The sequence below is a fragment of the Legionella nautarum genome, assembly GCF_001467895.1.
GTDB classification, from domain to species: domain Bacteria; phylum Pseudomonadota; class Gammaproteobacteria; order Legionellales; family Legionellaceae; genus Tatlockia; species Tatlockia nautarum.
The window spans coordinates 982710-1006465 of the sequence record NZ_LNYO01000013.1 but is presented as its reverse complement, the minus strand read 5'-3'; the positions used below and the strand labels follow the sequence as shown (position 1 = coordinate 1006465).

Genomic DNA, 23756 nt, shown 5'->3' with positions numbered 1-23756 from the left:
GTGCTTGGCGCTTAAAAGACCTCTTACTCTATCCCAACTGATATTTAAATTTTATTTAGAACCCTGAGTCTGTGCAGGATAACTACCACAGCGAGTAATTACCTTCTGTTTTTGATTGACTCACCATATATTTGATTGCCTCAATCACCTCGCCAGTAGTGCAGTGTTTGCAACCACCTTTTTTCGGATGATCATCCCCTCGTATGGTTTTCTCAATCAGAACATCCATATTTTGCGCAATTAAAGGCTCCCAGACTGCTTTATCACCAATTTTGGGGGCACCTTGTAGTCCCTGATTGTGGCACATGCCACAGTTTTCTTCATAAATTTCCTGACCATTTGATGGGAATTTAGCTGGACCACCAGTGGATAAATCACTCCATTGCGAACGAGTAAGCGAGTTATTCAAAATATAATCAACAGCAGCGATGATATCATTATCAGAACAGGTCACACAGGCACCTTTAACTGGCATGCTGTTGTATCCCTCAATTGCATGGCGATATAGGCCGGTCAATCCGCTATTTTGTAAACGGAAATACCAGTTAGATGCATTTCCAATTACCGGCGCGCTCATTTCGCCATTTTGATGACAAATAATACAGGCATTAACATAGACTTGCCTGCCTCGCTTTAAGGAGGGCTGATTCTCAGAACCGGCAACACCTAAAGGCTCTTCACTAACGACTGTCTTTAGGTAAGTGGCCATGGCCAAGCGATCTTCTTCGGTTAAATGCATTAGACTATTATGTACAACCTCGGCCATTGGCCCCGCTACTGGGCCAGCATTATTAATGAGTTCACCTCGAGAAAAAACGTCTGAAACCTCATTATGAGTTGCTGACTCTAGGCCGTATTTAGTGATATTGGGAGCCCAATAACCATCAATAAAGCTACCGGTCAGGTAGAAGCGATTTTTAGGGGCACCAAAGATGTTTAAAGGCGTATGGCACATGCTGCAGTGGCCAAGACTATCTACAATATATCTACCTCGGTTCCATGCTGCCGATTTAGTGGGATCATTGACGATAGGATTATCTTCGGGATAGAAAAATAATAAATTCCACCCCCACAAACTGAAACGTGCTCCAGGAACATTGAACGGGAAAGGTAACTCTTTATTTTTCAGGTTAACAGCAGGAATACTCATAAAATAAGCATAGAGTGCACGAGCATCATCGTCCGTCATTTTAGAGAAATAGATATATGGGAAGACGGGGAAATAGTTTCTACCTTGCGGATCCCGACCATGTTTCAATGCGCGGATAAAATCTTCTTCAGTCCAATTACCAATACCTGTTTCTTTATCAGGTGTAATATTAGGGCTATAAAAGGTACCAAAAGGAGTATTAATAGGTAACCCGCCGGCAAACGAGGGCGTTTTCCCTTTTACGTCAGTATGACAAGCGATGCAGTCACCCATTCTCGCCAAATATTCCCCTTTTTTAATCAGTTCAGCTTGCTCACCTGTTGCTGGTGTAGTGGGTGGGTAAGCGGGGTAATAGCCGTTAATAAGTGGCTCAACTGGTGCATTCAGTTTTGCTGGAACTTGGCTATTTGCAGGTGGATTAGCCGGCGCATTAGCGTTAGTAGTAGCTGCATTCGTAGGAGTACCGGCGGGCACATTCTTGCTATTTGCATCTGTATTTTTCTTGCTATTGCTATTTTCAGCAGCGTACAAAATGTCTGTCAACATTAAAAGTATTGCTAAAAAAGGCACTAAGATAGCGTTTTTTTTCAACAAAGAGCCCACGCTCCCTCCTTTAAATTTGTGTACCTACGGTAGACACTGGCAGGAAAATTAATCTCGGCATTTTATACCCGTAGTCAGGCAACTTCAATGCTTATTAAGGACTTTGATATTTTTGCATTGTTTTACAAGAAACTTTTGAAATCTCAAGGAGTTAAGCTAGCCCGTAAATAACAAAAGCCACTCTCAAGTGGCTTTTGTGTAAACTTCGTACGGCCAGAGTGCCGACCTTTTGTTTACATCTAAACTATAGTAAAGCAACTTAATAAGTCAAACTGATCATCCGTTGATCATGCAGCACTTTGTTCCAGTTGCCCAATTACAGTTTTGATGGCAGCATAAGAAAAACTACGACCACTTAAAAATCGGTGGAGAAGTGTCGTGGCATTTTCAGAGCTATCCCATTTGCCGCCAAGTTTTTTACGTGCTTCATCCAGCGCTCGAACATTTTCATTTTCAAGAGACAACAATACTCTGGTAATTATTTCTTCAGATATCCCTTTTTGTTCTAACATTTGAGAGATAAAGCGATTTCCTTTATGCGCATAATGTTGCGCTAAATTCATTGCCAATCTTAGGTCATTGATTAATTGCAATTCTTTTAAACGCTTAAAAGTCGCATCAATGCGGGACTCACGATTTGGCAAAGTGGAAAATTCATTCTCTAGAAACAAGCGTAATTCATGTTCGCTACAACTGCTATCCGATAAACGCTTAATAGCAACATCGATAATACTACTCATCTTAAATTCCCTCTCTTAATGGTAGAAAACGGACTTCTTTTTACAAATCAGTACGTCTTATCAATTGTTAAAAAACCTAAAAAGCTAAATCCTTTAGCCACTTTCTCATAATAATAAAGATCATGAAAAAGTCGGTTTTAAATGCAAAAAGCATGCCTATTATTGCTAGTTTCAAATGCATTGATAGTTATAGCCATCTTTTAGTCTTATATCAACTATCTTGAGCGATTAATTCATGGATTTGCTGATTATAACAACCAATGAAGAATAATTTACGCGGACTACTCAAATAACAGCCAACTCGAATCTAACACAAACGGCAAGTTTTGTTTTAGAAAATCAGGCAGGTCAAAAATAAACATTGACCTGCCTGTTTATTAGGCTTGCTTATTTTGGTTACCGAACAGATTGCTCATGATTTTTTGACCAATACGGCCTAAATCATCACTAATAGAACCATCTTTGTTTATATCCAGGAATCCCAGAAGTTCGTTGAGCGTTTTTTGCTGGCCCGCAGAACCCTCTTGGCCACCCATCGTATCTACTTTATTGCTGAGTAGTTTTGTCGCCATCGCTGCAATCATTGGCAGCATTTCGTTAATATCTACGACGCTAATGCCAGTTTTTTGAGAGACATCGTTCGCTAGTTTAGAAGTTTGATTGCCGCCCCCGAATATGGCTTCTAGAATCTGACTTCCCTCATTTTGTACTTGTTGTTGATCAAAACCAGGCTTTGAATTAAGTAATGACTGGGGGTCATCTTTATTTTGCGCAATAATTTTAAATATATCGCCTAAGGTTTGCGGATCATTTTTTACTTGCTCAGTGATTTTGGGCATAACTTCTTGAGCAACTTTATGCATTTGAGAAGTAGACACGTTGCTTTGTTCAACCATTTTCTGGCCATCTGAATGATTTTGAATGAAATTAAGGATTTCGCTAAAAATTGAGTTGTCCATAACAATTTCTCCCTGATTGGTTGGCTTGCTAGTGAAGCTTTAACATTATAGTACAAAATATGAACAAAAAGGTTGCTCGAAATGCAAGCCTACTTTATTAAAATAATCCTTCCTGATCTTGGCAAGCGATAATTTATTTTTTAAAACCAAACCTATTCGCTATTTTGCGTGTCGAGTTAAATAAAAGATAATGAATATACTCTGGGATAGGTATTAGATATCTATCAATCCATGGCGTTAGATAACTAATAATGATTGTCGCGATAAAGGAAACTACAAGGCTGCCTAAAATATCAAAGGGAAAATGAATACCAACATAAACACGAGCCCATCCCACCAAAAGCGTCACAAACAGCAACAATAGGCCAATTATACTGCGGCCTGATTCTCGCCATAAAAACATAAAACTCAGCGTAGCGAGACTGGTCGTGTGATCGCTGGGAAAGGAGCTGTCGGCAGCGTGGTACATCAAAGTATGGCCTAAACCAAGCTCGAAGGGCCGAGGATGGAAATATACCGTTCCAATGAGCCAATCGATCGATATGCCTAATGCGCTACAAAGAAACGCAAAGACTACTGTCTTACGGGTTTTTATATCTCCCCAAATCCAAAGGCCAATCAATCCGAATTCAGCGACATAAATGAAATATTTTGCAGAAAAAATTGCTAACCATAGACCAATACCCTGCACATTGGCATTTGCATTAATTGCATGAAATAAGCCTACATTTAATTGTTCTAGTTGTTCCATAGCAGCTCAGTGATGGCAAAATCGGCAACTCTGCAGCCATTTTGGGAGCGCTTAAGTTGCGAATAAATGCGTGAATATTACTTGATCCTAATAGCTTGTTCATTGATGGTCAATGAGGAGGGGGAGTTTTGCAAGCGCTTGGGCAAAAGGCTGTCATTAATAGCTCTACACCCGCAATGTGTTTGTAGGGACATTCATAGCAGGAGTTGAGATCAACCAAAGTCACAATCTAAAATAACGGCTAAAATCCTTTTTTAGCATTTCTAGCAACAGCTTCATTACGATTTTTCCTTTTTCGCGGGTCGCAAGCGTAGGGTTCCCCCAAGCTCCTGTTACGGAAATTGTCTTATCATTAGCCTCAATATTCCTGGTTAACGGGCCGGGAAAAGCTGCATTTTCCTCAGGTTTAGCCTTCATCAGATCAACCATTTCAGGCTTGATATATAAGATTAGCGATGTTTCTAGTTCATCCGCATGGGTACCTATTTTTTGTTTTGTTATACCTTTAATCTCAGGATGGTTATGCACCTCAGAAAAATCACAATAATTAAAAGAAATAGCCTTATTCTCAAGTCGCTTGGCTGCCTCAAACAACACTTGATTTGTACTTATGCCCGTATTTAAAACATAAAATTGCTTCGCTCCTTGCTGATGCCAAGAGGTACATATATCCACAAAAAAATTAACCGCGACCTCGTAAGAAAGCGTTGCTGATCCGGGATACTCACTAAAGCTAGGAAAAAAACTATATTGCACGGTTGGGGCAATTAACACAGGATAGTGTTGGATTGCCCAAGCCGCTAAATATTCGGCAAGAATTAAATCGGTGTTCATCGGTAAATGTAAACCATGCTCTTTACAGCCCGCGCCTAAGGGAATAATAAGAGGTAAATTCGCTGCAAATGCTTGCTCTATTACAGGCCAAGAAACCTCAGCCATTCTAATTCCAGATCCCATATTAACTCTTCCCTTTGTTTATCAAATTAAATGAGAAAACGCTTGGCTTCTTTAGCTATTTTCTCAATAAAACGCTGATATTGTCGCGCCGGTAATTGCCAATAATGCCAGTAAAGCGGCATTAACCAAGGTTTATCAGGACAGATTTCCACTAAATCACCGTTCGCCAATTCTTTCTCTATATCGAGTCGAGGAATTAATCCATAACCATAACCATGCAAAGCAAAAAGCTTATGCCCCTGGACTGAAGGTACTTTGTGGTGATGGCCGAGAATCAGTGGTTTATTAAAAAAATGTTGGAAATACTGTTCTGGCAAGCGATCGCGATCATTGAAAATAATAACCGGCGCAGCAGCTAAATTGTCTTCAACTGTTTTTGTAGCTTTGAAATGACGAGTAATAAACGCTTGTGATGCTACCAACAAATAGTCCATATGACCCAATAAAGTACATTCACAACCGGGTAAAGCCTTATCAAAACTAGTTACACAGGAAGAAACGGATCCTTGGCGAAAATAGTCGATAGTCACTTCCTGGTCATCGGTGATGATGTCGATATTAATTTTCTCCAGCAACTCCAATTCGTCGAGCAAACGGATAAACCAAGTTTCTAAGCTATCACGATTTAAAGCAACCGAAAGACGCGCTGAGGTATCATATTGAATTTCTTGCAATAAATGCTCTTCGAGTAAGCGTGTACGCCGCAGCAGGCTTAATAATTTTTCACCTAGAGCCGTCGCTTTGTAAGGCAAGGTCCTGATAAGTAGAGGTTGGCCAAATTGAGCTTCCAATTGTTTAATGCGCAGGCTCACTGCAGGCTGGGTAATAAATAAGCGCTTTGCAGCTTCGGCAAAACTCTGCGTTTGAATAACGGCATCTAAAGCTTGTAATTCTCGCTGCTCGATTCTCATAAGTAAAATTTATTGATAATAATAATTATTAATTTTAATTATAGAGAAAAATGATGGATAATTGCTAGCCCTGTTGTTCTAAAGGTGCATCATGACATTCGTCTATCTCAATGGCTTATTATTAGGTTTATCGCTTATCATGGCTTTAGGCCCACAAAATGTTTTCCTCATTCGCCAGGGTGCACTCCGAAAACATGCGGTACTCTCCGCGGTCATTTGTTTTTTTTGCGATATTATTCTTGTCGTTGCAAGCGTTGCAGGCCTGCACCAACTGCTAAAACTACATCCCACTTTGCAAATTTGGGTGACTTGGTTTGGTGTCGCTTTTCTTCTCTACTATGGTACCAAAGCTTTTAAACAAGCATTCAGCAAGCACACGGAACAAGCTGTCCGCCAACAGAAAAATTCCAATCGCCTGCAAATCGTCCTACTTGCTTTAGGATTTAGTTTGCTTAATCCTCATGCGATTATTGATAGCTTAGTAATTATTGGCAGCGGCAGCCGTCAATTTCCTGAGCATCCACAAGCTTTTCTATTAGGGGTGATCTCCGCTAGTTTTTTGTGGTTTACATCCCTAACCGTTACTACCCATTATTTTTCAGATATTTTATCGCGCATCAGCGTTTGGCGACGTATTGAGTTTTCAAGTGGGCTGCTGATGTTATTTTTAAGTTTGAAACTTGCTAGTAGTCAATTTTAAAGGGTTAAATAACTGGCGAATTCACGTGGCTTGGCCGTTGTGTATAGTTGAGCTCCATCACTACGTCCCGCGACTTGTTCGCAGGATGCAGAGATCTCAATATGAAAAAAAATCGCATGGATACCGCGGACAAGCCGCGGTAGGTAGGCACAAAAGTAAAATCTGCAACAATGTCGAACAAGTCGCGGAATAGGGTTAGAGCTCAATTAACTATTATGAGGCTTAGGAGTTGCTGCTAAAGCAACCATCAACTCCCCACCTTTTGAGGCTATATTTGTTGCCCCATCTGCCAGTCTCGCTGCCACTATCTTCGATCTTTGCCAATATTCCTCCGCGATAATAGCGTAATCTCGCACATTATTATCACCATAATATCGGTATTCGCTATTTACAGCCTGAACCTGGCCGGAAGCCAATTCAGCCAATTTTTCAATGAATTCGGGGGTTAATTCTATTACTTGCCTGCCCGGGGTACGCTTTCTAATCATTTGCGGAACATTACTAGGTATCAAATCCTCTTCATTCCAAGTCTTAATGAATTCTTTAGGTACCCAGGGACCTAAGGTCAGAATCATATCTTGTACTGGTTTTTTGCGAATTGCATACCAATATTCAATCCCATTCCAATGCTTGGTTTCTCTAGATTCTGAAACCCATTGATGAATTTCTTTTAACTCATTGAATATTTTCAGATATTTATCAACAAACATTGAGCGAGCAGTGAAACCGTGGCAGACAATAGCTGTGCCAACAATTGCTGCTGTAAAGCTAAAATAAACATAAGGAAAAAAAGGAAACGTAGAAGCCATATTCAAACCAATAGCTATAGTGGCTATACTCGCACCCAAAAGAATCTCTCTATCAAGTTTGCGCATCTGAGGTAGTGCTTCTTTAAAACGTGCTACTCCCGAATTAATCACTGCGAGATGCTGTTCATTATCTGCATCAAAAGCTTCCATTTTTCCTTCAGAATCTCTAGGTATGGCGATACGGCGGGTTGATATTTTGTATTTAAAAAATCCAGTCATTGCAAATTACTCCATCCGTTGAATATGACGATTGCAGCAACGTTTTTATCGTACTGAAGAAAAAATAGCAAGATTTATAGAATTTTGTACGGAATGAAAATAGAAAGGGTCAATCAGTGTGTCGCCAATTGACCCAGTGGAATGACACATAGCAAGTCCAACCTCGCAAAAAGGAATATCTCATAACTTGAGCAGCCTTGTCAACAAATACGCTTATTTCTCTTTTAGCGAAGAAGGGTGGGAGTAAATCTTTGCGTTCGATTAACACTGAGTTAGACTTGCCTTACGAACGCTTAAAGTGAGCTCAGGATTATTTATGTTTTATGGTGATAATGTCCAAGATACTCGGCAACTGTTTTTTTCTAGCTGGCAAAAATACAAACAGAAACTTCCTTTACAACCCTTAGAACAGCAACTTGTGGCAGTCATCATTGACCATCCAGAATATCAGGCTCTGCTCGAAACCTCAAATAAGCCACTGGATCAAGCTTATTTTCCTGAGCTTGGACAAACCAATCCTTTTTTACATATGGGCCTGCATCTTGCAATTCGCGAACAGGTGAGTACTGATAGACCCACAGGAATCGCACAAGTTTATAAAAACCTATTACAAAAATATTCTGATTCTTTAATAGTAGAGCATCTGATGATGGATTCTTTGGCAGAGTGTCTTTGGAAAGCACAACGAGATCAATGTCCTCCAGATGAAAACCAATATCTCGCCGCTCTGAATCAGCTACTGACTTAGGTCTATGATGGTGGGCTTGGCTGGTCCAGCAAAACAACAACAAAGCCCGGCGACACAAAATACCAACAACAAGACCATAAAATATCAAAATAAAGTAAAATTTGCCCTTTTTTAGGATTTTTTTCTTTAAATGGTTAATTTTAAAAAAATTTAGCTATATGCTTAGATAACTCTCGTAATCCAAATTAGGACTTTTTATTCACTTTTTACTCTTAACAAAGTTTTAAGGGGGGTAAATTTTTTTTAAAGTCTCAATTTGGATTACGAGAGGATTGTGTTTGACTAACTCTAGGAGAGATCCAATGAAGAAAGTAGTAGCTTTACTTGTAATGTTGTTTGGCACTTCTGTATCTGTATTGGCTCATGCTGATACTACTCCAGCAAGTTCTGATAATACTCAACAATCAACTACCGCCACCACCCCACAATCTGGTGATCAAAATAGTGCTGGTAGCTCGACGAGTGGTAGCTCTTCTACCAATTCTAGTGGTGATACAAACAGTTCAAACTCCTCTTCTGATGATGATGACACTGCTTCTTAATGTACTTAAGCTGGGTCTGTTATACCGACCCGGCTTTATCCATTTTTCTCGCTAGTCTATTCTGTAAAACAATCCGCACCATTCCCATAATACTGATTGCGCTCCAGGCCAGTTCAATTAAAAACGATGATAAATTCCAATGAAAAAGTAGGGAAATGGTAATTAAAGAAGAGCCGAGCAAATTGCTGCCTAAGTATTTAAAAGAATCAACAGAGAGCTTTGCTGTTTGCGATAAAAAATAAGCCAGTAGAACTAAAATAACGCCCAGAATCCCCACAAAATTAGACAGCAGTCCGAGATTGTAGCTCATGCTCCGGCCTCCTCAGCCAATATTCTGTTAGATTTTGTCGGACATATTATCATCATTTTATTGGGTATCCGCCTTGGAATCGGTTAAGATAAGTCATCTTTTGCTGCCTCGACACCTAACCTAATGACCGACCATAGAAAAAATACTCATTTTGGCTTTGAAACCATAACCTGGGATGAAAAGGAAAAGAAAGTTGGCGCCGTCTTTCAATCGGTTGCTAAGAATTATGATCTGATGAATGACCTGATGTCTATGGGGGTCCATCATTTCTGGAAACGTTTTACCGTCGAGCTTAGTCAGGTTCGTGCAGGTGATAACGTGCTTGATTTAGCAGGTGGAAGTGGTGATTTAACTCGTTTATTGTCCAAAAAGGTAGGGCCTTCCGGCACGGTTATCTTGGCCGATATTAATGCGGCGATGTTGGCTGTGGGTCGAGATAAATTATTGGATCAAGGCTTTTACCGCAATATTCATTTCGTACAAGCGAATGCCCAAACTTTGCCTTTTACCACGAGTCATTTTCAGTGTATCACCATGGGCTTTGGTCTGCGCAATGTCACCGATAAAGAGGAAGCCTTGCGCTCGATGTTTCGGGTCTGCAAACCTGGAGGGAAGCTAATGATCTTAGAATTTTCCACGCCAACCCTTCCCGGTCTGAAACCGATTTATGATTGGTATTCGTTTAATATTTTGCCTCAACTGGGTAAATTATTCGCCAATGATGCAGCGAGTTATCAATATCTTGCAGAATCAATTCGCATGCACCCCGCCCAAGAAGAATTGAAAACGATGATAGAACGAGCAGGATTTGAAGATTGCCATTATCATAATTTAAGTGGCGGCATTGTTGCCCTCCATATTGCCTACAAATATTGAGAACTTTATGATTAAAAAATATTCCTTAAAAGCTTTGCAACAAGCAATTAATCATGCTTTAGCCCTTGATGAATCCATGCCAGCTAAAATTGCTGCGCTGGATGGCAAAGTGCTGGAAATCATCGTTGCCCCGCTTGGAGCGAACTTCTATATTGCTTTTCAACATGGGGAACTACAACTGCTGCACCACTATGACGGGCGCCCCGACACCATTATTCACAGTAGCCCACTTGGCTTAATCCGTTTAAGTTTTCTCCCTGCATCACAAGCACGCTCTCTTTTTAATGACAAAATTCGCATATCAGGGGACGTGGAGCTTGGACAACAAGTCAAAAAACTTTTCGATGAACTTGATATCGATTGGGAAGGGCATTTAGCTCATTTTACTGGTGATGTCGTAGCCCATCAGATTGGTTCGCTATTCCGTCAGGGTATAGCCTTTAAAAAGCAACTTAGTGATTCTCTACGCCACAATCTCAGTGATTATTTACACGAAGAATTACGCCTTTTTCCTCCGCGAGAAGAGATTGATGATTTTTTTAACGACATCGATAAATTGGCTTTAGATGTTGAACGCTTGCAGGCTCACATTAACCAATTGATGGCTCATTATGAAATCGATTAAGCAGTTACTGAGACTTCTGCATATCAATACGATTTTGGCCCGCAATGGTTTGGATCAGGTCGTTGTCAGTATTCGCCTTTTTTCGCCCTTCCGCTTTATTGTGTATTTGAATCCCTGGAATTGGCTGCGCAAAGAAAAACTAACGCGCGGCGAAGCCTTACGCAAAACCTTGGAAGAATTAGGGCCTATTTTTATTAAATTTGGCCAAGCCTTATCGACTCGACCTGATATTTTACCGCCGGATATTGCGCAAGAATTATGTAAACTACAAGATAAAGTGCCGCCCTTTCCTAGTGATATTGCGCTTAAGATTGTGGAATCTGCTTTTGGCCGCTCTGCGTATGATGTTTTTGCCCAATTTGATCCCCACCCCCTTGCTTCGGCCTCCATGGCGCAAGTGCATACGGCAATCTTACATAGTGGCGAAGAAGTGGTCGTAAAAATATTGCGTCCCAACATGCGTAAAATCATCGAAAAAGATTTAAGCATTATGTACACCATAGCCAATTTAGCGGATCGTTATTGGGCTGAAAGTAAGCGGCTGAAGCCCAAGGAAATTGTTCGCGAATTTGAGCATAATCTTTTTGATGAACTCGATTTGCAGCGCGAAGCGGCAAATGCTGGTCAATTAAGGCGCAATTTTCATAATTCGCCCTTGCTTTACATCCCTGAAATCTATTGGGATTATACGCGCGAAAACGTGATGGTCATGGAGAGAATCCATGGCATTCCGGTTTCCGATCTAGCGACTCTACAAGCAAATAATATTAATATTAAAAAACTCGCTGAGCGCGGCGTCGAAATCTTTTTTACCCAGGTTTTTAGAGATTGTTTTTTCCATGCCGACATGCATCCAGGTAATATTTTTGTGTCGCCGGAATTCCCGGACAATCCGCAATACATTTGTATTGATTTTGGCATTATTGGCACATTGAATGACAGCGATAAACGCTATTTAGCTGAAAATTTGTATGCGTTTTTTAATCGCGACTATCGCCGTGTCGCACAACTGCATGTTGAATCTGGCTGGGTAGCACGTGATACTCGTGTCGAAGAATTCGAGAGCGCTATCCGTACCGTCTGTGAACCTATTTTTGAAAAGCCATTGAAAGATATTTCTTTCGCTCAAGTCGTCTTACGCCTCTTTCAAGTCGCGCGGCGCTTTCAAATGGAAGTTCAACCTCAGCTCGTGTTGCTGCAAAAAACGCTGCTTGCAATAGAAGGCTTAGGTCGCCAACTCTATCCTGAACTTGATCTCTGGGCCACCGCGAAACCCTTCTTAGAAAAATGGCTAAAGGAACAAATAGGACCTAAAGCATTTTTCCGGCAATTACGTGAAAATTTACCTTTTCTGACCGAACAACTTCCTCATATGCCACGATTAATACATGAGGTATTGGAGTTAACGAAGGAACAAAAAATTCGTGCCCTTGAGCAACATAAGATTAGAGATCATTCTTTTAGATCCCAAAAGAATTGGTACAAAGGACTTGGTGTTGGAATTTTCACCACAATGATAACAGTTAGCCTGCTTAGTTACCTTAATGTACTAAATTATGATAAATTAGCACCCACCGCCTTGTTAGTAGCTGTAGCGGGGGGATTTATCAGTCTTATTAATCGAACAACTAGGAGCTAGTATGGGATTAGCAGGTATCAAGCCTTTATCTTTACTATTAATCTTGCTTATTATAGTTGCCCTATTTGGTACCAATAAGTTAAAAAACCTCGGTACTGATTTAGGTAATGCCATCAAAAATTTCCGCCGCGCCTTGAATGAGGATGAAGAGAAAAAATTATGAGTAGTGCTGAGCTTTTTCTTTGCTTTCTGATTGCGCTCATTGTGTTTGGTCCCAATAAACTACCTATGTTGGCTGAACACCTTGGTAAATTATTCCGCCTTCTCAATCAATTTAAACAACAAGCAACAAGCTTCTGGGAAACTCAGCTAAGCGAAATTCAATTAAAAGAAAATACACGCAAAGCTGAGCAGGCCGATGCTAGGTATAAAAAAACTGAGCCGCAGAACGATTAGTTCCACCCCTGTTGAGGACTATTCTTTGATGCTTTGTCTTCTGGGTAACTCACTGCAAGAGGCTGAGATGCAAAAACGGGCGAATTTTGAGAAGCAAACAACCTACTTAATCTTACCTCTTTGGCTTTTTCTATAAACTCATTAAGCTCTTTCCCTGTCAATTCATTGTCTTTTTCATACTCAAGCTCTAGAGAACTGTTCTTATAGCTTTCGTAATAAACAGAAAAGGTTTTTATTATTGAGCCAACTTCGTTTGAATTTGTTAAAAATCTAAATTTGCCACCATGAATAGTTTGTTGGTGCCAAAATTCATGCAGATAGGTAGATAGTAAAGCTGGCGTTACTTCAACCTTAAATTGACGATGTAAATGATAGGTTTGTTGCTCATCGGTCTCCGTATATTCTTTGTTGTTAGTATGTTCTTTTTTATGATGATAAGCATCAGTAGTATAGCTAACCCCCGCTTCAGGACCCACTTCAGGAATTGAGCTCACAAAATGTTTTTCTAGATGGATCCAGCGTTTTCTCTCCTTTACTATATCCTCAACTTTTCCCGTAAAGTAGACATTAATTACTTTTCTTACGACCTGAAGTTTAACAATCACCTTGTTATTGCTCTGACGCAATTCAATATTAAATGGCATAATATTCCCTGTAAAATAAATTAATAAATCATAAATTAAGCAGCTAATCTAGTGCAGCAACGGAGTTCCCTCTCTTGAGGAAGCCCGAATCCCGTAGAGATTCGCTCAAAATTATCAAATATTACTTGAAACCTTGACTGATCTTGGCTTAACTAAATAATGAACACCTATGCCAAGGAGAGCATTATGTTAGGTTGGGCACTGGTTTTTTTAGTCATTGCGCTGATAGCTGCAGCGTTTGGGTTTGGTGGAATTGCCGCCGCTGCTGCAGGCATTGCAAAAATCTTATTCTTTATATTCCTTATTATTTTCGTGGTCTTGCTCGTTATGAGTTTGCTCGGCCGACGCGGTCCACCACCACCGGTGTAAGAATTAAACAGCCTTGATACAGCGAAAGCCAATCAAGGCTGCTAACCAAAACGAGGTTCAGGTCTATGGCAGTAGGGGGCTTTATTATGTTTGCCATAATAATCTTGATGGTAACCTTCTGCAGGCCAAAAAGGCTGTACTTCAAGCAAGCGTGTCACTACATCATAGCCACGATTGCGTAGCATTTGAATTAAATCCTGAGCTTCAGCAAGCTGCTCATCATTGTAGTAAAAAACTGCACTTTTATATTGTTGTCCAAGATCTGGCCCCTGGCCTGTGCGTTGGGTTGGATCGTGAATTTCAAAAAAACGCTTTAATACCGCATGGTAATCCGTTTTTCCCACATCATAAACGACGCGCGCAGCTTCATAATGACCGGTATCGCCACGGCAAATTTGCTCATAGGTAGGATTAAACGTAATACCTCCTGTATAACCCACTTCTACCTTAAGTACTCCAGGGATGAGGCGCAGAAAATGATCGACGCCCCAAAAACAACCACCGGCAACAATTGCTTCCTGGGTATCAAGGACTTCCGAATCGGCAACAAAATCAATTGAAGCTGAATTAACGCAATGACGTAGATTTTTATGGGTAAAAAATTCGCCAATAAAAACATGTCCTAAATGGGCGTCGCAACGTTCACAAAGAATTTCAGTGCGTTGGCCGTCGCGATCAGGTACTTGTTTAACCGCTTGAACTATATCGTCATCAAAACTCGGCCAACCACAACCGGAATGAAATTGGCTTGCTGCGCGAAACAAAGCTAATCCGCAGCGTCGACAAAGGTAAGAGCCTTTTTTTGCGACAGTATTGTATTCGCCTGTATGGGGATATTCTGTTGCTTTGTCACAAATAATACGCCTGGCAGCTGGAGTTAAACTAGCTGTTTTGTCGAGATAAGTTTCCATCAGAATCCCCCCTGCTGCCGCGAACTATTAATTGTTTGTGCGATTACAAATTCTATCAGCCATGTAGCCAATAGCTCCTGCGTAGTATATAGAATTATTGTAGCGCAAAATCATCTTATAGTTGGGATAAGCTAAGAAAGCTGGACCACCAAAAGGCTGCACGATACTCGCTTTCAAATCTTGATTAGGTAACGGCTGCCCCGTTTCAGTACGCACCCCCATCGCATTCCATTCACTCACCGGTTTAACAGTCGTCTTACCTTCTAATTTCATATCGAAATTAGCGGGTAATTTGACTTGAATAGCCCAGGGTTCACCTGTTTGCCAACCATTTAACTTCATGTAATTAGCAATCGAGGCAAACACATCCGCTTTGCTTTCCCAAATATCTTTTCTACCATCTTTGTCATAGTCGACTGCAAATTTTAACCAACTGGAAGGTAGGAATTGTGGCTGACCTGAAGCCCCGGCCCACTCCCCTTTGAAATGATCCAAGGTCACATGGCCATCATTCAGAATGTGAAGGGCTAGAAATAATTCTTTACGGAAGAAATCTTGGCGTTTGGAATCATAGGCTAGGGTAGCAAGTGATCTAATAACTGGGAAATTACCCATATAAGTACCGTAGCTACTTTCCATCCCCCAAAATGCCACAATAAAACAAGGATCCACACCAAAATCACGTCCTATATTTTCCAGTAATTCTTTGTTTTTTAAATAATTTTTTCGCCCCATGATAATGCGATAATTATCGGCGCGCGAATGCAGATACTTGCTAAAAGTTAAGCGATGTTCCGGCTGAGAACGGGCTAAACCTTTTACTGTACGGCTCGGTTCATGAATACCAGCGAATGCCTTATCGAATAAAGCAGGAGAAATACCTTCCGAAATCGCTTGCTCTCTTACCCCTGCGACCCAACTGCCCCAACTTTGTTGTTGTTCCGCAAAGGCAAATGGCGAAAATATCAACATAGACCATGCTGCAATATTAACCCCCAACTTTTTCATGAGCAGTTCCCCTTATAGTTATTCTCTGTTTTACAGCCATTTTTATTTATTTGTATCAACTTCGTTGAAAAATTATGCAAGCAGGAATCGTGCCCATAAGAAAAACGAGGAAGAGCGTAGCGCTGCTTTTTAAGCCGCACATTGTACAACATTTGCAGCAATATAGGTGCATGCTAAGCAAACAGTAACAACTGTTATTTGCCATTATCTTGCCTTGCCTTTAGAATTAATTTACCTAAGCTTCAGCAGAACTCTTTCGTATAACCAAAAAAAGGTTAATAAATTGAATAATAAAAAAATATTTAACGGCTTCTCACCTGCAAGTTTTCTGTTTTTTTTATTTGGTCTCTGCACCTTTTTTATTAGCATGACCAAGGTTTTTGCCCTTCCTCCTTTGAACAGTAAATACATTTCTTATTCCGAGATCGGCGAGGGCGAGGCCCTTGTCCTCATTCATGCGTTTCCAACCGATAAATCACTTTGGTTACCACAGCAACAAAAATTAAAACAACATTTTCGTTTAATCACCTTGGATTTATGGGGATTTGGTCACTCTGAAGGCACTTTCGGCTATACAATCACCATGACTGAATATGCCGATCAAATCGCACAATTACTTGATCAACTTTATATTAAGAAGGCGATCATTGGCGGAGAATCGATGGGCGGTTATGTTGCGCTTGCGTTTTTACAAAAATATCCGGAAAGGGTGAGTGGTTTAATTCTTTCCAACACGCAGGTAGCAGCTGACTCTTCTCGTCTAAAAAGGGAACGAGAAAAAACTGGTAATAAAGTACTTTCTGAAGGCACAGAACAGTTAATCAATAATTTTACTGCCAAAGCATTATCAAATTCCGCTTCCGAGCAAACTCGTTTATTTTTGCAAAATATGGTGATGGTACAAACTCCAACAGCCATCGCTTCTGCTTTATTTGGTATGGCTATGCGAGAGGATACAGCAAATACCTTAGCGAACACCCAGGTTCCCGTTTTACTGATAACCAGCGATAAAGATACAATTGTCGCACCACAACAAACTGCGAACATGCACGCTTTAGCAAGAAATAGTAAACTTATCGTGATCTCGGACGCAGGGCATTTATCCAGTTTAGAACAGCCAGAACAATGGAATAAGGCGGTGATAGACATGTTTGTTAAAAAGAGGGATTAAGCTGTGGGTTGAACCAAGGCATAATGATGCGGCTTAAGGATTTTTGACTACATTTAACCCATCCCTACCTGCCACGGCTTGTCCATGGCATCCTCTCGATGTTTTTTCATATTGAGATCCCTGGATCCGGCGAACAAGTCGCGGGATCCCGGCAGAAGGGGTTTTTATCAAACGCCATTGGGCCAAGACCCAACCAACCTGTGAATCATCCAGCAGTAAAAGAGATGGCAGAATGAGTCATATATTTATGAGAAATTAATTCTTCTTTTACTTGGCTTGCGAGCTTCACAGACAGAATACCTATAAAACTTGAGCCCGATGAACTTTCTTTTTCATATAATCTCTTATGATCCCTCAAAAATTCATCAACACGGTTCGTTAGGGCCTCGTGTAATGGGCTCCCTTTGAGAATATAAAAATCATCCTCATCGGATTGGCAATCAGGAAAACTAGCATTCCTTTCTGCGCTTAACTCTTTTGCTAATCGCCGAATCACCATATTCGCTAAATTCCCTTTTTGTGGCAGTAGCTTAGCCAAACTAATATAGCCTTCGGGGACTACTTTGCGTACCAACCTTTCATGTAACTCTGCTAATTTGACATTAGACAATAGGTACTCTTCTTTTGATATAGCTAATTCTATTAATTCATTAAGCTGTACATTATACATTTTAATGTTAAGGTTTTGAGCCATGAATGGCATAATCCTATCAAAAGGCGGTCCGATTTTTTGCATCTCATTAATACGTAAAAGTTGTACTCGGAGCGTATTTTTTAACCTTAACCCTACTTTTTCTGAATTGAACTGTATCTGGCCTGGAAGATATTTTTCCATGATTAGCTTAAAAATCAGCGTAAGCTCTGAAACATTATTGATTTCAGTTGAGTTCGTCATAATAAATTTAATGCTAGCTTTTAGATAATGCCAAAATGCTCCAAGCTGTCTTTGGCCTTCTTTATCATCACTCTCGATATGTTTTGCAAATTTCTGATAAATCACATCAAGATCGGCACAAATTTTTTCCAATAACTCAATTTCTTGTTTTTCTATTTCTTGTAAATTTTGTTTCCAAATTAATTCTTCCAAGCTTTCTTTAGTATGCCAGGATAAATGAAGTTCCTCCTCTTCGCCTTTTTCATGGCTATCGCTAATTCCTTCGATGAAAAGAGAATTTAATTTGAGATTATTAGAAGCAGGCGTTATAGACCATCTTTTTGCAGATTGTGGCGACTCAGGTTCTTCTAAGGGAAAAATCAATGCGTCTACGCTGTCATCGGTTTCGGTTTCAGTGTTATTTGCTGCATCACTTCTAATAATAAGATTTTTCTTAGGTTCTACGATGGACTCATCGCCATCGGTTTCGCAGCCTGGAGGAATTTGTTGCTCACCATCACTTTCAGTATAAAAAAAATCTCCTTTTTTCTCTGTCTCTTTCTCCTTTTCTTTTTCTTTTTCTTTTTCTTTTTCTTTCTTTTTACCTTTACTCTTTTCTCGCGACTTGAAAAGCAAAGACTCTTCATCTAGCTTGCTTGAGCTAGGAAGAATAACCGCATTAGTTTCCCCTGTGACCCCTTTATCTTTTTTACGTGGTGAGATTCCGCCTGAAGAGCTCCTGGGGAAAAAACTGGGTACAGAAGAGAATGCTCTTCCTAATCCAGTGAGCATTTCTCTTGGATTACTCTTAGTTCTTGGAGTAGAGGGATTGCTCCTACTTCTTGGAGAATTGTTTTCTGCTTCGGAATTACGCTGATCTTTTTTTTGTGAGGGAGTTTGCTCTTTTCTTCCTTTCATAATACATCCTTATAAGATAGATAAAAAAAATCCAAATTGTAAATCAAAAAACAAATTAGGTCAATTTATTTTAACTATGGGTATATATAAATCATTTGGGTCATTGAAAAACAACGAAAATTCTAAGCTCAACTAACCAGTTCCATTGCCTCAGCTTGATTGCGTAAAATCCACTGCAGAGTAATTCCATAAAGTGGGACAAAAGTAAGTAAACTAATGGTTATTTTAAATAACAAATCCACCGACGCAATTTCAAACCAATGCGCACTCATAAACAGATTGTTGGAGTGGTAAAACGCTATAAAAAAGAAACAGAAAGTATCGAATAGATTACCAAACACGTTTGAAACACTTGGAGCAATCCACCATGGCTGTTGTTGGCGTAATTTTTGAAAAATAGTGATATCCAATAATTGCCCTAGTACATAAGCTGCCAAACTCGCTAAAGCCACGCGCATGGAAACAGTATTGAAAACAAAAAACTCGCCTTGGCTGTAGTAATTTGAAATAAAAAAAGAACAAATAAGGCCAGGCAGCATAGCCAATAGAACGATTTTTCTGGCCCTATCCTGCCCCAGCAAACGCGTACTCAAATCAGTTAAAATAAAGATTAATGGATAACTAAAGGCACCATAAGTCGTGCGATATCCGAAACAGATAAAAGGAAATTGCACCAAGGTATTGCTAAGGGCGATAATAGTCACATGCGCAAAAACTATCCAAACAATTTTGTTATCGCTGAAAGGCATTGAAGGTCATGTATAAAAATAAATCATTATGGCATGAGTAAACTAAAGCCTTCAAGCCTTCATGAGGAGAATAATCAATCGCTGCCTCCGTTTCGCAGACCGATTAATGTAAATAAGCCCTAAAAAGCAAATACAAACCGACCAGAATGTAAATTAATGCTGCGACAATGACATAAGTTGGATTCTTAAGCCATCCTTTTGCAATTTTAATACCCACTTCAGGGGCAAACAAACGCAATAGGCCGCCTAACAGCACTAACCAAGCAATTATTGTCACAATAACAGGCCATCCCATGACCCAAACATTATGACTAAGCACCAACAATAACCCCAAAATAAGAGTTACAGAGGCAATAAGCATCATGAGCGCGCTATCAGAGATAAGATCAGTAATTGCTGTTTTTAAGGTTTGTCGGCGTACCACTAAAAAAAACCCTAAAATCACAAAATACCAGCCGATTAGCTTTGCTAAGAAAATCGTAAGTTCCATGGCAATTCCCCAATATTCTGAGTAAGTTATCCATACTATAAGTATAGTTGAACTAGGTTTTTATAAGCGCAATTTAGCTGGATTTTTTTGCATGATTTGCGATTTTCGTCTATTTTTTACACTAAGTACTTGTAATAGAGATTTTTAGAGCCAGGGAGAAAAAATGATCGAATATAACTATAAAAATTTTCAGGTCCATTACGATATTGAATTAGATAAAAAATCAACAAAATTATACAGAGCAGATGGGTATATCGTTAATTCTCTCGATAAAAAAAATCCCGTTTTAGCAAGAAAATTTCATACAGAACACAGGACAAAAAAAGGCGTAGTCGCTGAAATCAAACGACTTATCGAAAATTACATAGACTTTGAATGGAAAGAGTTCTACGAAGTCCATGGAAAGGAAAAGAAAATATTAAATTAGTTAAGAGGGGACATTAATCTTTTCTACACAATCCTTAAGTATTCCTTAAGGATTTATTTGTTATTATAGACTCTATTTTTGTTTGCGAAACCGGGGTCTATATGCCTACTAAATTCGTCTATAATGGGCAAACCTTAATTAAATTTAAAGATAAAACTGCAGGTAAGAACAAAAGTCCTGTTGATGGTTTTTATGAAACTGAAGACGAACCCAAGAAAAAGTACTTTATAAAAAAACCAGCCGACCAAAGAGAATTGTTCATTGAAGGCTTAATCGGAAGATTATTTACTAAGCTCAAAGAAAGAGGATTAATTGAAAAAGAATATCATCGTTCTTTTATTTGTGCTGACTTCATTCAATGCGAAGATGGCCAATACGCCCTCATTCAACCCTGCGAAAATTTTGATGAACTATTTAAGCTGATTGGTACAGGTTACAAAGATGGTTCAGATAGAGATCCCATTTATGAAATGTTTTATGGTACCGGGCTTTATCCAGGACTAACTAAGCTGGGTGCGTACTTCGGTCTCTCTTCCGTTCTCATGTTAGCAATCCTTGTCGGAAACTACAGTGTCCACAGTGGCAACATTGTTGTTTTGAAAGACGATTATGAGACCGAAAAAGGAAAGGTGAAGCAATTCGCTGGTATTGACAATGGTGCTGCCAACCGTGACTTTGCCCACCCTGACAATAACGGAGACAATATCCTTATTCCACGAGAGTATATAGGAACAACAAACACCGCCTGGTTCACAAAAGGTTATATAGCAAATTATCAATATATCAAAAACTTACGCCCCAGCATGCAAAAGCATGCCGAGAAACTCAGGGAAAAACTAGAAAAACAATTTGGATCCACCTTATTTGCTGATCTTATGACTGAGATTTTTCAAGAACTTCCTGCTGATTTGCTAAAGCCGGAGGATAAAGAGACTCGGCAATCTTTAGCCAAATATATGCACATTAGAGGATTTGAAACAGCCACCTTTGGAAAAGAGGGTAATTTTCAGGCGGTTCACACAGCCTATGTGGATACTTTAAATAAACGTTTAGCTAAACTCTGCCATTTGCAAGAAGCCCCCCACCTTGTGGCAGATTCCAGCGCAACTGTATATCAAAGCATCCTCTTTTCTGATCCCTCAAGCCCAACTACCGTTGAAGAACAAGGAATCCCACTGACCGCCGCTTTGGATATGAAAGAAAGAATTTTATTTCCAACACGTATGGAAAGTTGGTTGGAACATTTTAAAGATTTGAGTAAACCAATCGATTTTACTCAGATTGAGTATGGATTACTTACCCAACAATTTACCCACTATGTAGATATTCTTGCGCATCAAGGTGATCTCTATAATGTATGGGGACACGACCCAAGTTCCACACACAACTTCTTAGTTCCTTCTGATAAAATGTCAGATAAGGCCGAACATGGCTATGCTTTTGTTCCCCAATATCGTGAAAGCCGAATCTTACACCATTTGTATGCGTTCCAAAGCGTTGAGCAGCATGGCTTTAGCCGTTTCACTAGCTATGACAAACTGTGTGGCGAATTTCGCAAGACTGAGGCCGCTAAGGGCTCAGCATGGCAGAAAATAACAGACGCCTTAGATCATGTCCAAGGTCTCTTAACCGTGCTCAGACAATTACAACGAGCAGCGGATAAAGACGCTTCTTTGGGTGAAGAAGACATTCTATTCTTTCGAGAAACTCTTAATAAGTACTTAAGCGGCTATCTTGAAGCCTCTAAGCAAATTAATGAGTTATTTGCTTCACACACTGATCTAGGACCTATTAATCAAGAGAGTTTATTTTTCTATCCGATTAAGGACTCAGAGCTATCTGAAATGAGTGGTGATCAGCTGCTGACCATTTGCTTTGAAGAACTGCATTCTATACAACCAGAATTGCTTGAATTCAGCCCTTTAGCAGCAAGAATAATCACAGAAGATAAGCTTTGGGCAAGAATGTTAGAGGTTTATCCTGAATCAACCTTCAAAAATCGCTTAGACAATAAAGATGATAAAAAAATGGACGCCTTAACTAGGCTACGCGATAACTTTGTAGAGTGTCGCGCTAAAATTGAATGTTTTCATGAAATCCCAACTTTGCCAGAAAAAGAAAACGCTTTTGCTGAAATTGAGAAAGGACTTGATCAACTTCCTCTCCATTTACAAGCAAGGCTTAAACAAGAGTTTGAAGAAGCTAGCTCCGTTTTACTTCTATGGCAAGAGGCGAATGAAACTTTTCAAGCAAAGCTGTTCGAATATGACACTTCTTTATCAACTAAACTGAAAGAGAAACAGAATGCCTGTCAACTTGTAATAGACGCCTTTAACTCCCTGCCCAAGCCCTTACAGGAAGCCCATCAAGAGGATCTCGAGCGTTTGGAGGCGGACTATGATAGGTTAGTTGATGAGCTTGGTAGAAAAGGACGCTATCGGCAAGCTCGTGATGTTTATGATAAAGCAACAACCTTAGAGGCTAAGCTAATCAGCTTTAACGAGCTTCTCCAAGCCTTTGAGAATTTATCTGTCAATAAAAAGGAAAAATTTCAATCTTCATTCGATATAGCCAAATTGGATTACGAAAACACTTACCTCAAACTGAAAACTAATGAAACTGTAAAACCAGAAACTTCAATTGAAGAGATTGAGCGGGTATTAAACTTAATCGATACAAATGAGAAAGTCGCTGTGCAACTAAGAGCCGCTGCCATTTCAGATAGCATTTTATGGCAAGCGATTGCCACGGCTGAAAAAAAACTTTTATCGACCGAAATTGCTAACGATCTGCTAATATTAAAGAAATTTCGCGATAACCATGTTAAAGCAAATCCCAAAGAGGAAACCTATGTTCGAGAAATTGATGCGTTTTATCAAGAATCCTTAACGATCAGATTGTCCGCAGCGCCAATAAAAGAGCAAGCGATGCAAATAATCAATGCGGCTGAAACCAAATTTAGTCATCGGGATTGGTTCATACGCGCATTAGCTGATGCAATGATGCTCGTTGGAATATTGTTCGCCGGATTAGGCGCAGTATTTATGCTTGCCCGCTATTGCAGCAATACTCATCCCCTTTTTAGCGGTGCAAAAACGGATAGACAGACAGATCTACAAAATTTGATGCAAAACAGTGCTCAGCTGGACGAGAAGGAAGAAACCTGCCTGTTTCATGAACCACCAACTATTCTGGTTCAGTAAGCATTTAGTGTTGAGGCACGGCCCAACCTTTTTAGAACTCAGCTTTGGCAGAGCGTG

The 23756-nt window shown here is 39.9% G+C and carries 26 protein-coding genes; 12 read left to right on the top strand and 14 right to left on the bottom strand.

Annotated elements, in window-relative coordinates:
- Positions 1 to 82 precede the first annotated feature (82 nt).
- The 6 genes from Lnau_RS07865 to Lnau_RS07840 all read right to left on the bottom strand — a co-directional run bounded on the left by Lnau_RS07865 (position 83) and on the right by Lnau_RS07840 (position 6071).
- A complete protein-coding gene (locus tag Lnau_RS07865; RefSeq protein ID WP_238585933.1) occupies positions 83 to 1753 on the bottom strand; it encodes a c-type cytochrome in 1671 nt (556 codons plus the stop codon).
- Positions 1754 to 2040: 287 nt separating this feature from the next.
- Positions 2041 to 2493 carry a regulatory protein RecX gene (locus tag Lnau_RS07860; RefSeq protein ID WP_058504568.1) on the bottom strand — a complete coding sequence of 151 codons (453 nt, stop codon included), beginning with the start codon at positions 2491 to 2493 and terminating at the stop codon, positions 2041 to 2043.
- 377 nt (positions 2494 to 2870) lie between these two features.
- A complete protein-coding gene (locus Lnau_RS07855; RefSeq protein WP_058504567.1) occupies positions 2871 to 3452 on the bottom strand; it encodes a DUF937 domain-containing protein in 582 nt (193 codons plus the stop codon).
- Positions 3453 to 3585: 133 nt separating this feature from the next.
- Positions 3586 to 4203, bottom strand: a complete 618-nt coding sequence (locus Lnau_RS07850) for an undecaprenyl-diphosphatase (protein ID WP_058504566.1) — start codon at positions 4201 to 4203, stop codon at positions 3586 to 3588.
- A gap of 222 nt (positions 4204 to 4425) precedes the next feature.
- Positions 4426 to 5160, bottom strand: coding sequence for a creatininase family protein (locus tag Lnau_RS07845; protein WP_058504565.1), 735 nt, complete (start codon positions 5158 to 5160; stop codon positions 4426 to 4428).
- A gap of 26 nt (positions 5161 to 5186) precedes the next feature.
- Positions 5187 to 6071, bottom strand: coding sequence for an ArgP/LysG family DNA-binding transcriptional regulator (locus Lnau_RS07840; protein ID WP_058504564.1), 885 nt, complete (start codon positions 6069 to 6071; stop codon positions 5187 to 5189).
- 91 nt (positions 6072 to 6162) lie between these two features.
- On the opposite strand from Lnau_RS07840, the gene Lnau_RS07835 reads away from it, so the two are divergent.
- Positions 6163 to 6771, top strand: coding sequence for a LysE/ArgO family amino acid transporter (locus Lnau_RS07835; RefSeq protein ID WP_238585932.1), 609 nt, complete (start codon positions 6163 to 6165; stop codon positions 6769 to 6771).
- A gap of 206 nt (positions 6772 to 6977) precedes the next feature.
- Here the strand turns inward: Lnau_RS07835 and Lnau_RS07830 are convergent, their stop codons facing one another.
- Positions 6978 to 7799: a hypothetical protein gene (locus Lnau_RS07830; protein WP_058504563.1), complete on the bottom strand. Its 822-nt coding sequence runs from the start codon at positions 7797 to 7799 to the stop codon at positions 6978 to 6980.
- Positions 7800 to 8115: 316 nt separating this feature from the next.
- Between Lnau_RS07830 and Lnau_RS07825 the strand changes: the two genes are divergently transcribed.
- Positions 8116 to 8547 carry a DUF1841 family protein gene (locus Lnau_RS07825; protein ID WP_058504562.1) on the top strand — a complete coding sequence of 144 codons (432 nt, stop codon included), beginning with the start codon at positions 8116 to 8118 and terminating at the stop codon, positions 8545 to 8547.
- Positions 8548 to 8849: 302 nt separating this feature from the next.
- The gene (locus tag Lnau_RS07820) at positions 8850 to 9089 is read left to right on the top strand and encodes a hypothetical protein (RefSeq protein ID WP_058504561.1); all 240 of its coding nucleotides are present in this window, start codon (positions 8850 to 8852) and stop codon (positions 9087 to 9089) included.
- 19 nt (positions 9090 to 9108) lie between these two features.
- Here the strand turns inward: Lnau_RS07820 and Lnau_RS07815 are convergent, their stop codons facing one another.
- Complete coding sequence (locus Lnau_RS07815; RefSeq protein ID WP_058504560.1) at positions 9109 to 9399, bottom strand: CBU_0592 family membrane protein; 291 nt, start codon at positions 9397 to 9399, stop codon at positions 9109 to 9111.
- Positions 9400 to 9522: 123 nt separating this feature from the next.
- Between Lnau_RS07815 and ubiE the strand changes: the two genes are divergently transcribed.
- The 5 genes from ubiE to Lnau_RS07790 are packed head-to-tail and all read left to right on the top strand — an operon-like array spanning position 9523 to position 12935.
- Positions 9523 to 10275 (top strand): bifunctional demethylmenaquinone methyltransferase/2-methoxy-6-polyprenyl-1,4-benzoquinol methylase UbiE, encoded by a 753-nt coding sequence (ubiE, locus tag Lnau_RS07810; protein ID WP_058504559.1) that lies wholly within the window; start codon positions 9523 to 9525, stop codon positions 10273 to 10275.
- A gap of 7 nt (positions 10276 to 10282) precedes the next feature.
- On the top strand, positions 10283 to 10900 hold the full coding sequence (locus tag Lnau_RS07805; protein ID WP_058504558.1) for a ubiquinone biosynthesis accessory factor UbiJ: 618 nt from the start codon (positions 10283 to 10285) through the stop codon (positions 10898 to 10900).
- Complete coding sequence (ubiB, locus tag Lnau_RS07800; RefSeq protein WP_058504557.1) at positions 10887 to 12539, top strand: ubiquinone biosynthesis regulatory protein kinase UbiB; 1653 nt, start codon at positions 10887 to 10889, stop codon at positions 12537 to 12539. The genes Lnau_RS07805 and ubiB overlap by 14 nt, the downstream gene beginning before the upstream one ends.
- 1 nt (position 12540) lies before the next feature.
- Positions 12541 to 12702: a twin-arginine translocase TatA/TatE family subunit gene (gene tatA / locus Lnau_RS07795; RefSeq protein WP_058504556.1), complete on the top strand. Its 162-nt coding sequence runs from the start codon at positions 12541 to 12543 to the stop codon at positions 12700 to 12702.
- Positions 12699 to 12935 carry a twin-arginine translocase TatA/TatE family subunit gene (locus tag Lnau_RS07790; protein ID WP_058504555.1) on the top strand — a complete coding sequence of 79 codons (237 nt, stop codon included), beginning with the start codon at positions 12699 to 12701 and terminating at the stop codon, positions 12933 to 12935. The genes tatA and Lnau_RS07790 overlap by 4 nt, the downstream gene beginning before the upstream one ends.
- Here Lnau_RS07790 and Lnau_RS07785 read toward each other — a convergent pair.
- Positions 12932 to 13579, bottom strand: a complete 648-nt coding sequence (locus Lnau_RS07785) for a hypothetical protein (protein ID WP_058504554.1) — start codon at positions 13577 to 13579, stop codon at positions 12932 to 12934. The genes Lnau_RS07790 and Lnau_RS07785 overlap by 4 nt on opposite strands.
- A 186-nt stretch (positions 13580 to 13765) precedes the next feature.
- On the opposite strand from Lnau_RS07785, the gene Lnau_RS07780 reads away from it, so the two are divergent.
- Positions 13766 to 13948: a DUF1328 family protein gene (locus tag Lnau_RS07780; RefSeq protein WP_058504553.1), complete on the top strand. Its 183-nt coding sequence runs from the start codon at positions 13766 to 13768 to the stop codon at positions 13946 to 13948.
- A gap of 41 nt (positions 13949 to 13989) precedes the next feature.
- Here Lnau_RS07780 and Lnau_RS07775 read toward each other — a convergent pair whose 3' ends face one another.
- Complete coding sequence (locus Lnau_RS07775; RefSeq protein WP_058504552.1) at positions 13990 to 14859, bottom strand: bifunctional methionine sulfoxide reductase B/A protein; 870 nt, start codon at positions 14857 to 14859, stop codon at positions 13990 to 13992.
- Between the two features lie 27 nt (positions 14860 to 14886).
- Positions 14887 to 15867 carry a lytic murein transglycosylase gene (locus tag Lnau_RS07770; protein WP_058504551.1) on the bottom strand — a complete coding sequence of 327 codons (981 nt, stop codon included), beginning with the start codon at positions 15865 to 15867 and terminating at the stop codon, positions 14887 to 14889.
- 283 nt (positions 15868 to 16150) lie between these two features.
- Here Lnau_RS07770 and Lnau_RS07765 point away from each other — a divergent pair, with 283 nt between their 5' ends.
- Positions 16151 to 17038: an alpha/beta fold hydrolase gene (locus Lnau_RS07765; RefSeq protein ID WP_133134914.1), complete on the top strand. Its 888-nt coding sequence runs from the start codon at positions 16151 to 16153 to the stop codon at positions 17036 to 17038.
- A 205-nt stretch (positions 17039 to 17243) separates the two neighbouring features.
- Here Lnau_RS07765 and Lnau_RS07760 read toward each other — a convergent pair whose 3' ends face one another.
- The 3 genes from Lnau_RS07760 to Lnau_RS07750 all read right to left on the bottom strand — a co-directional run bounded on the left by Lnau_RS07760 (position 17244) and on the right by Lnau_RS07750 (position 20069).
- Positions 17244 to 18830 carry a hypothetical protein gene (locus Lnau_RS07760; protein WP_058504549.1) on the bottom strand — a complete coding sequence of 529 codons (1587 nt, stop codon included), beginning with the start codon at positions 18828 to 18830 and terminating at the stop codon, positions 17244 to 17246.
- 128 nt (positions 18831 to 18958) lie between these two features.
- Positions 18959 to 19579 (bottom strand): 7-cyano-7-deazaguanine/7-aminomethyl-7-deazaguanine transporter, encoded by a 621-nt coding sequence (locus Lnau_RS07755; protein ID WP_058504548.1) that lies wholly within the window; start codon positions 19577 to 19579, stop codon positions 18959 to 18961.
- Between the two features lie 103 nt (positions 19580 to 19682).
- Positions 19683 to 20069 carry a hypothetical protein gene (locus Lnau_RS07750; RefSeq protein WP_058504547.1) on the bottom strand — a complete coding sequence of 129 codons (387 nt, stop codon included), beginning with the start codon at positions 20067 to 20069 and terminating at the stop codon, positions 19683 to 19685.
- Positions 20070 to 20232: 163 nt separating this feature from the next.
- On the opposite strand from Lnau_RS07750, the gene Lnau_RS07745 reads away from it, so the two are divergent.
- On the top strand, positions 20233 to 20496 hold the full coding sequence (locus Lnau_RS07745; RefSeq protein WP_058504546.1) for a hypothetical protein: 264 nt from the start codon (positions 20233 to 20235) through the stop codon (positions 20494 to 20496).
- Between the two features lie 101 nt (positions 20497 to 20597).
- Complete coding sequence (locus tag Lnau_RS07740; RefSeq protein ID WP_058504545.1) at positions 20598 to 23699, top strand: LepB GTPase-activating domain-containing protein; 3102 nt, start codon at positions 20598 to 20600, stop codon at positions 23697 to 23699.
- Positions 23700 to 23756: the final 57 nt, after the last annotated feature.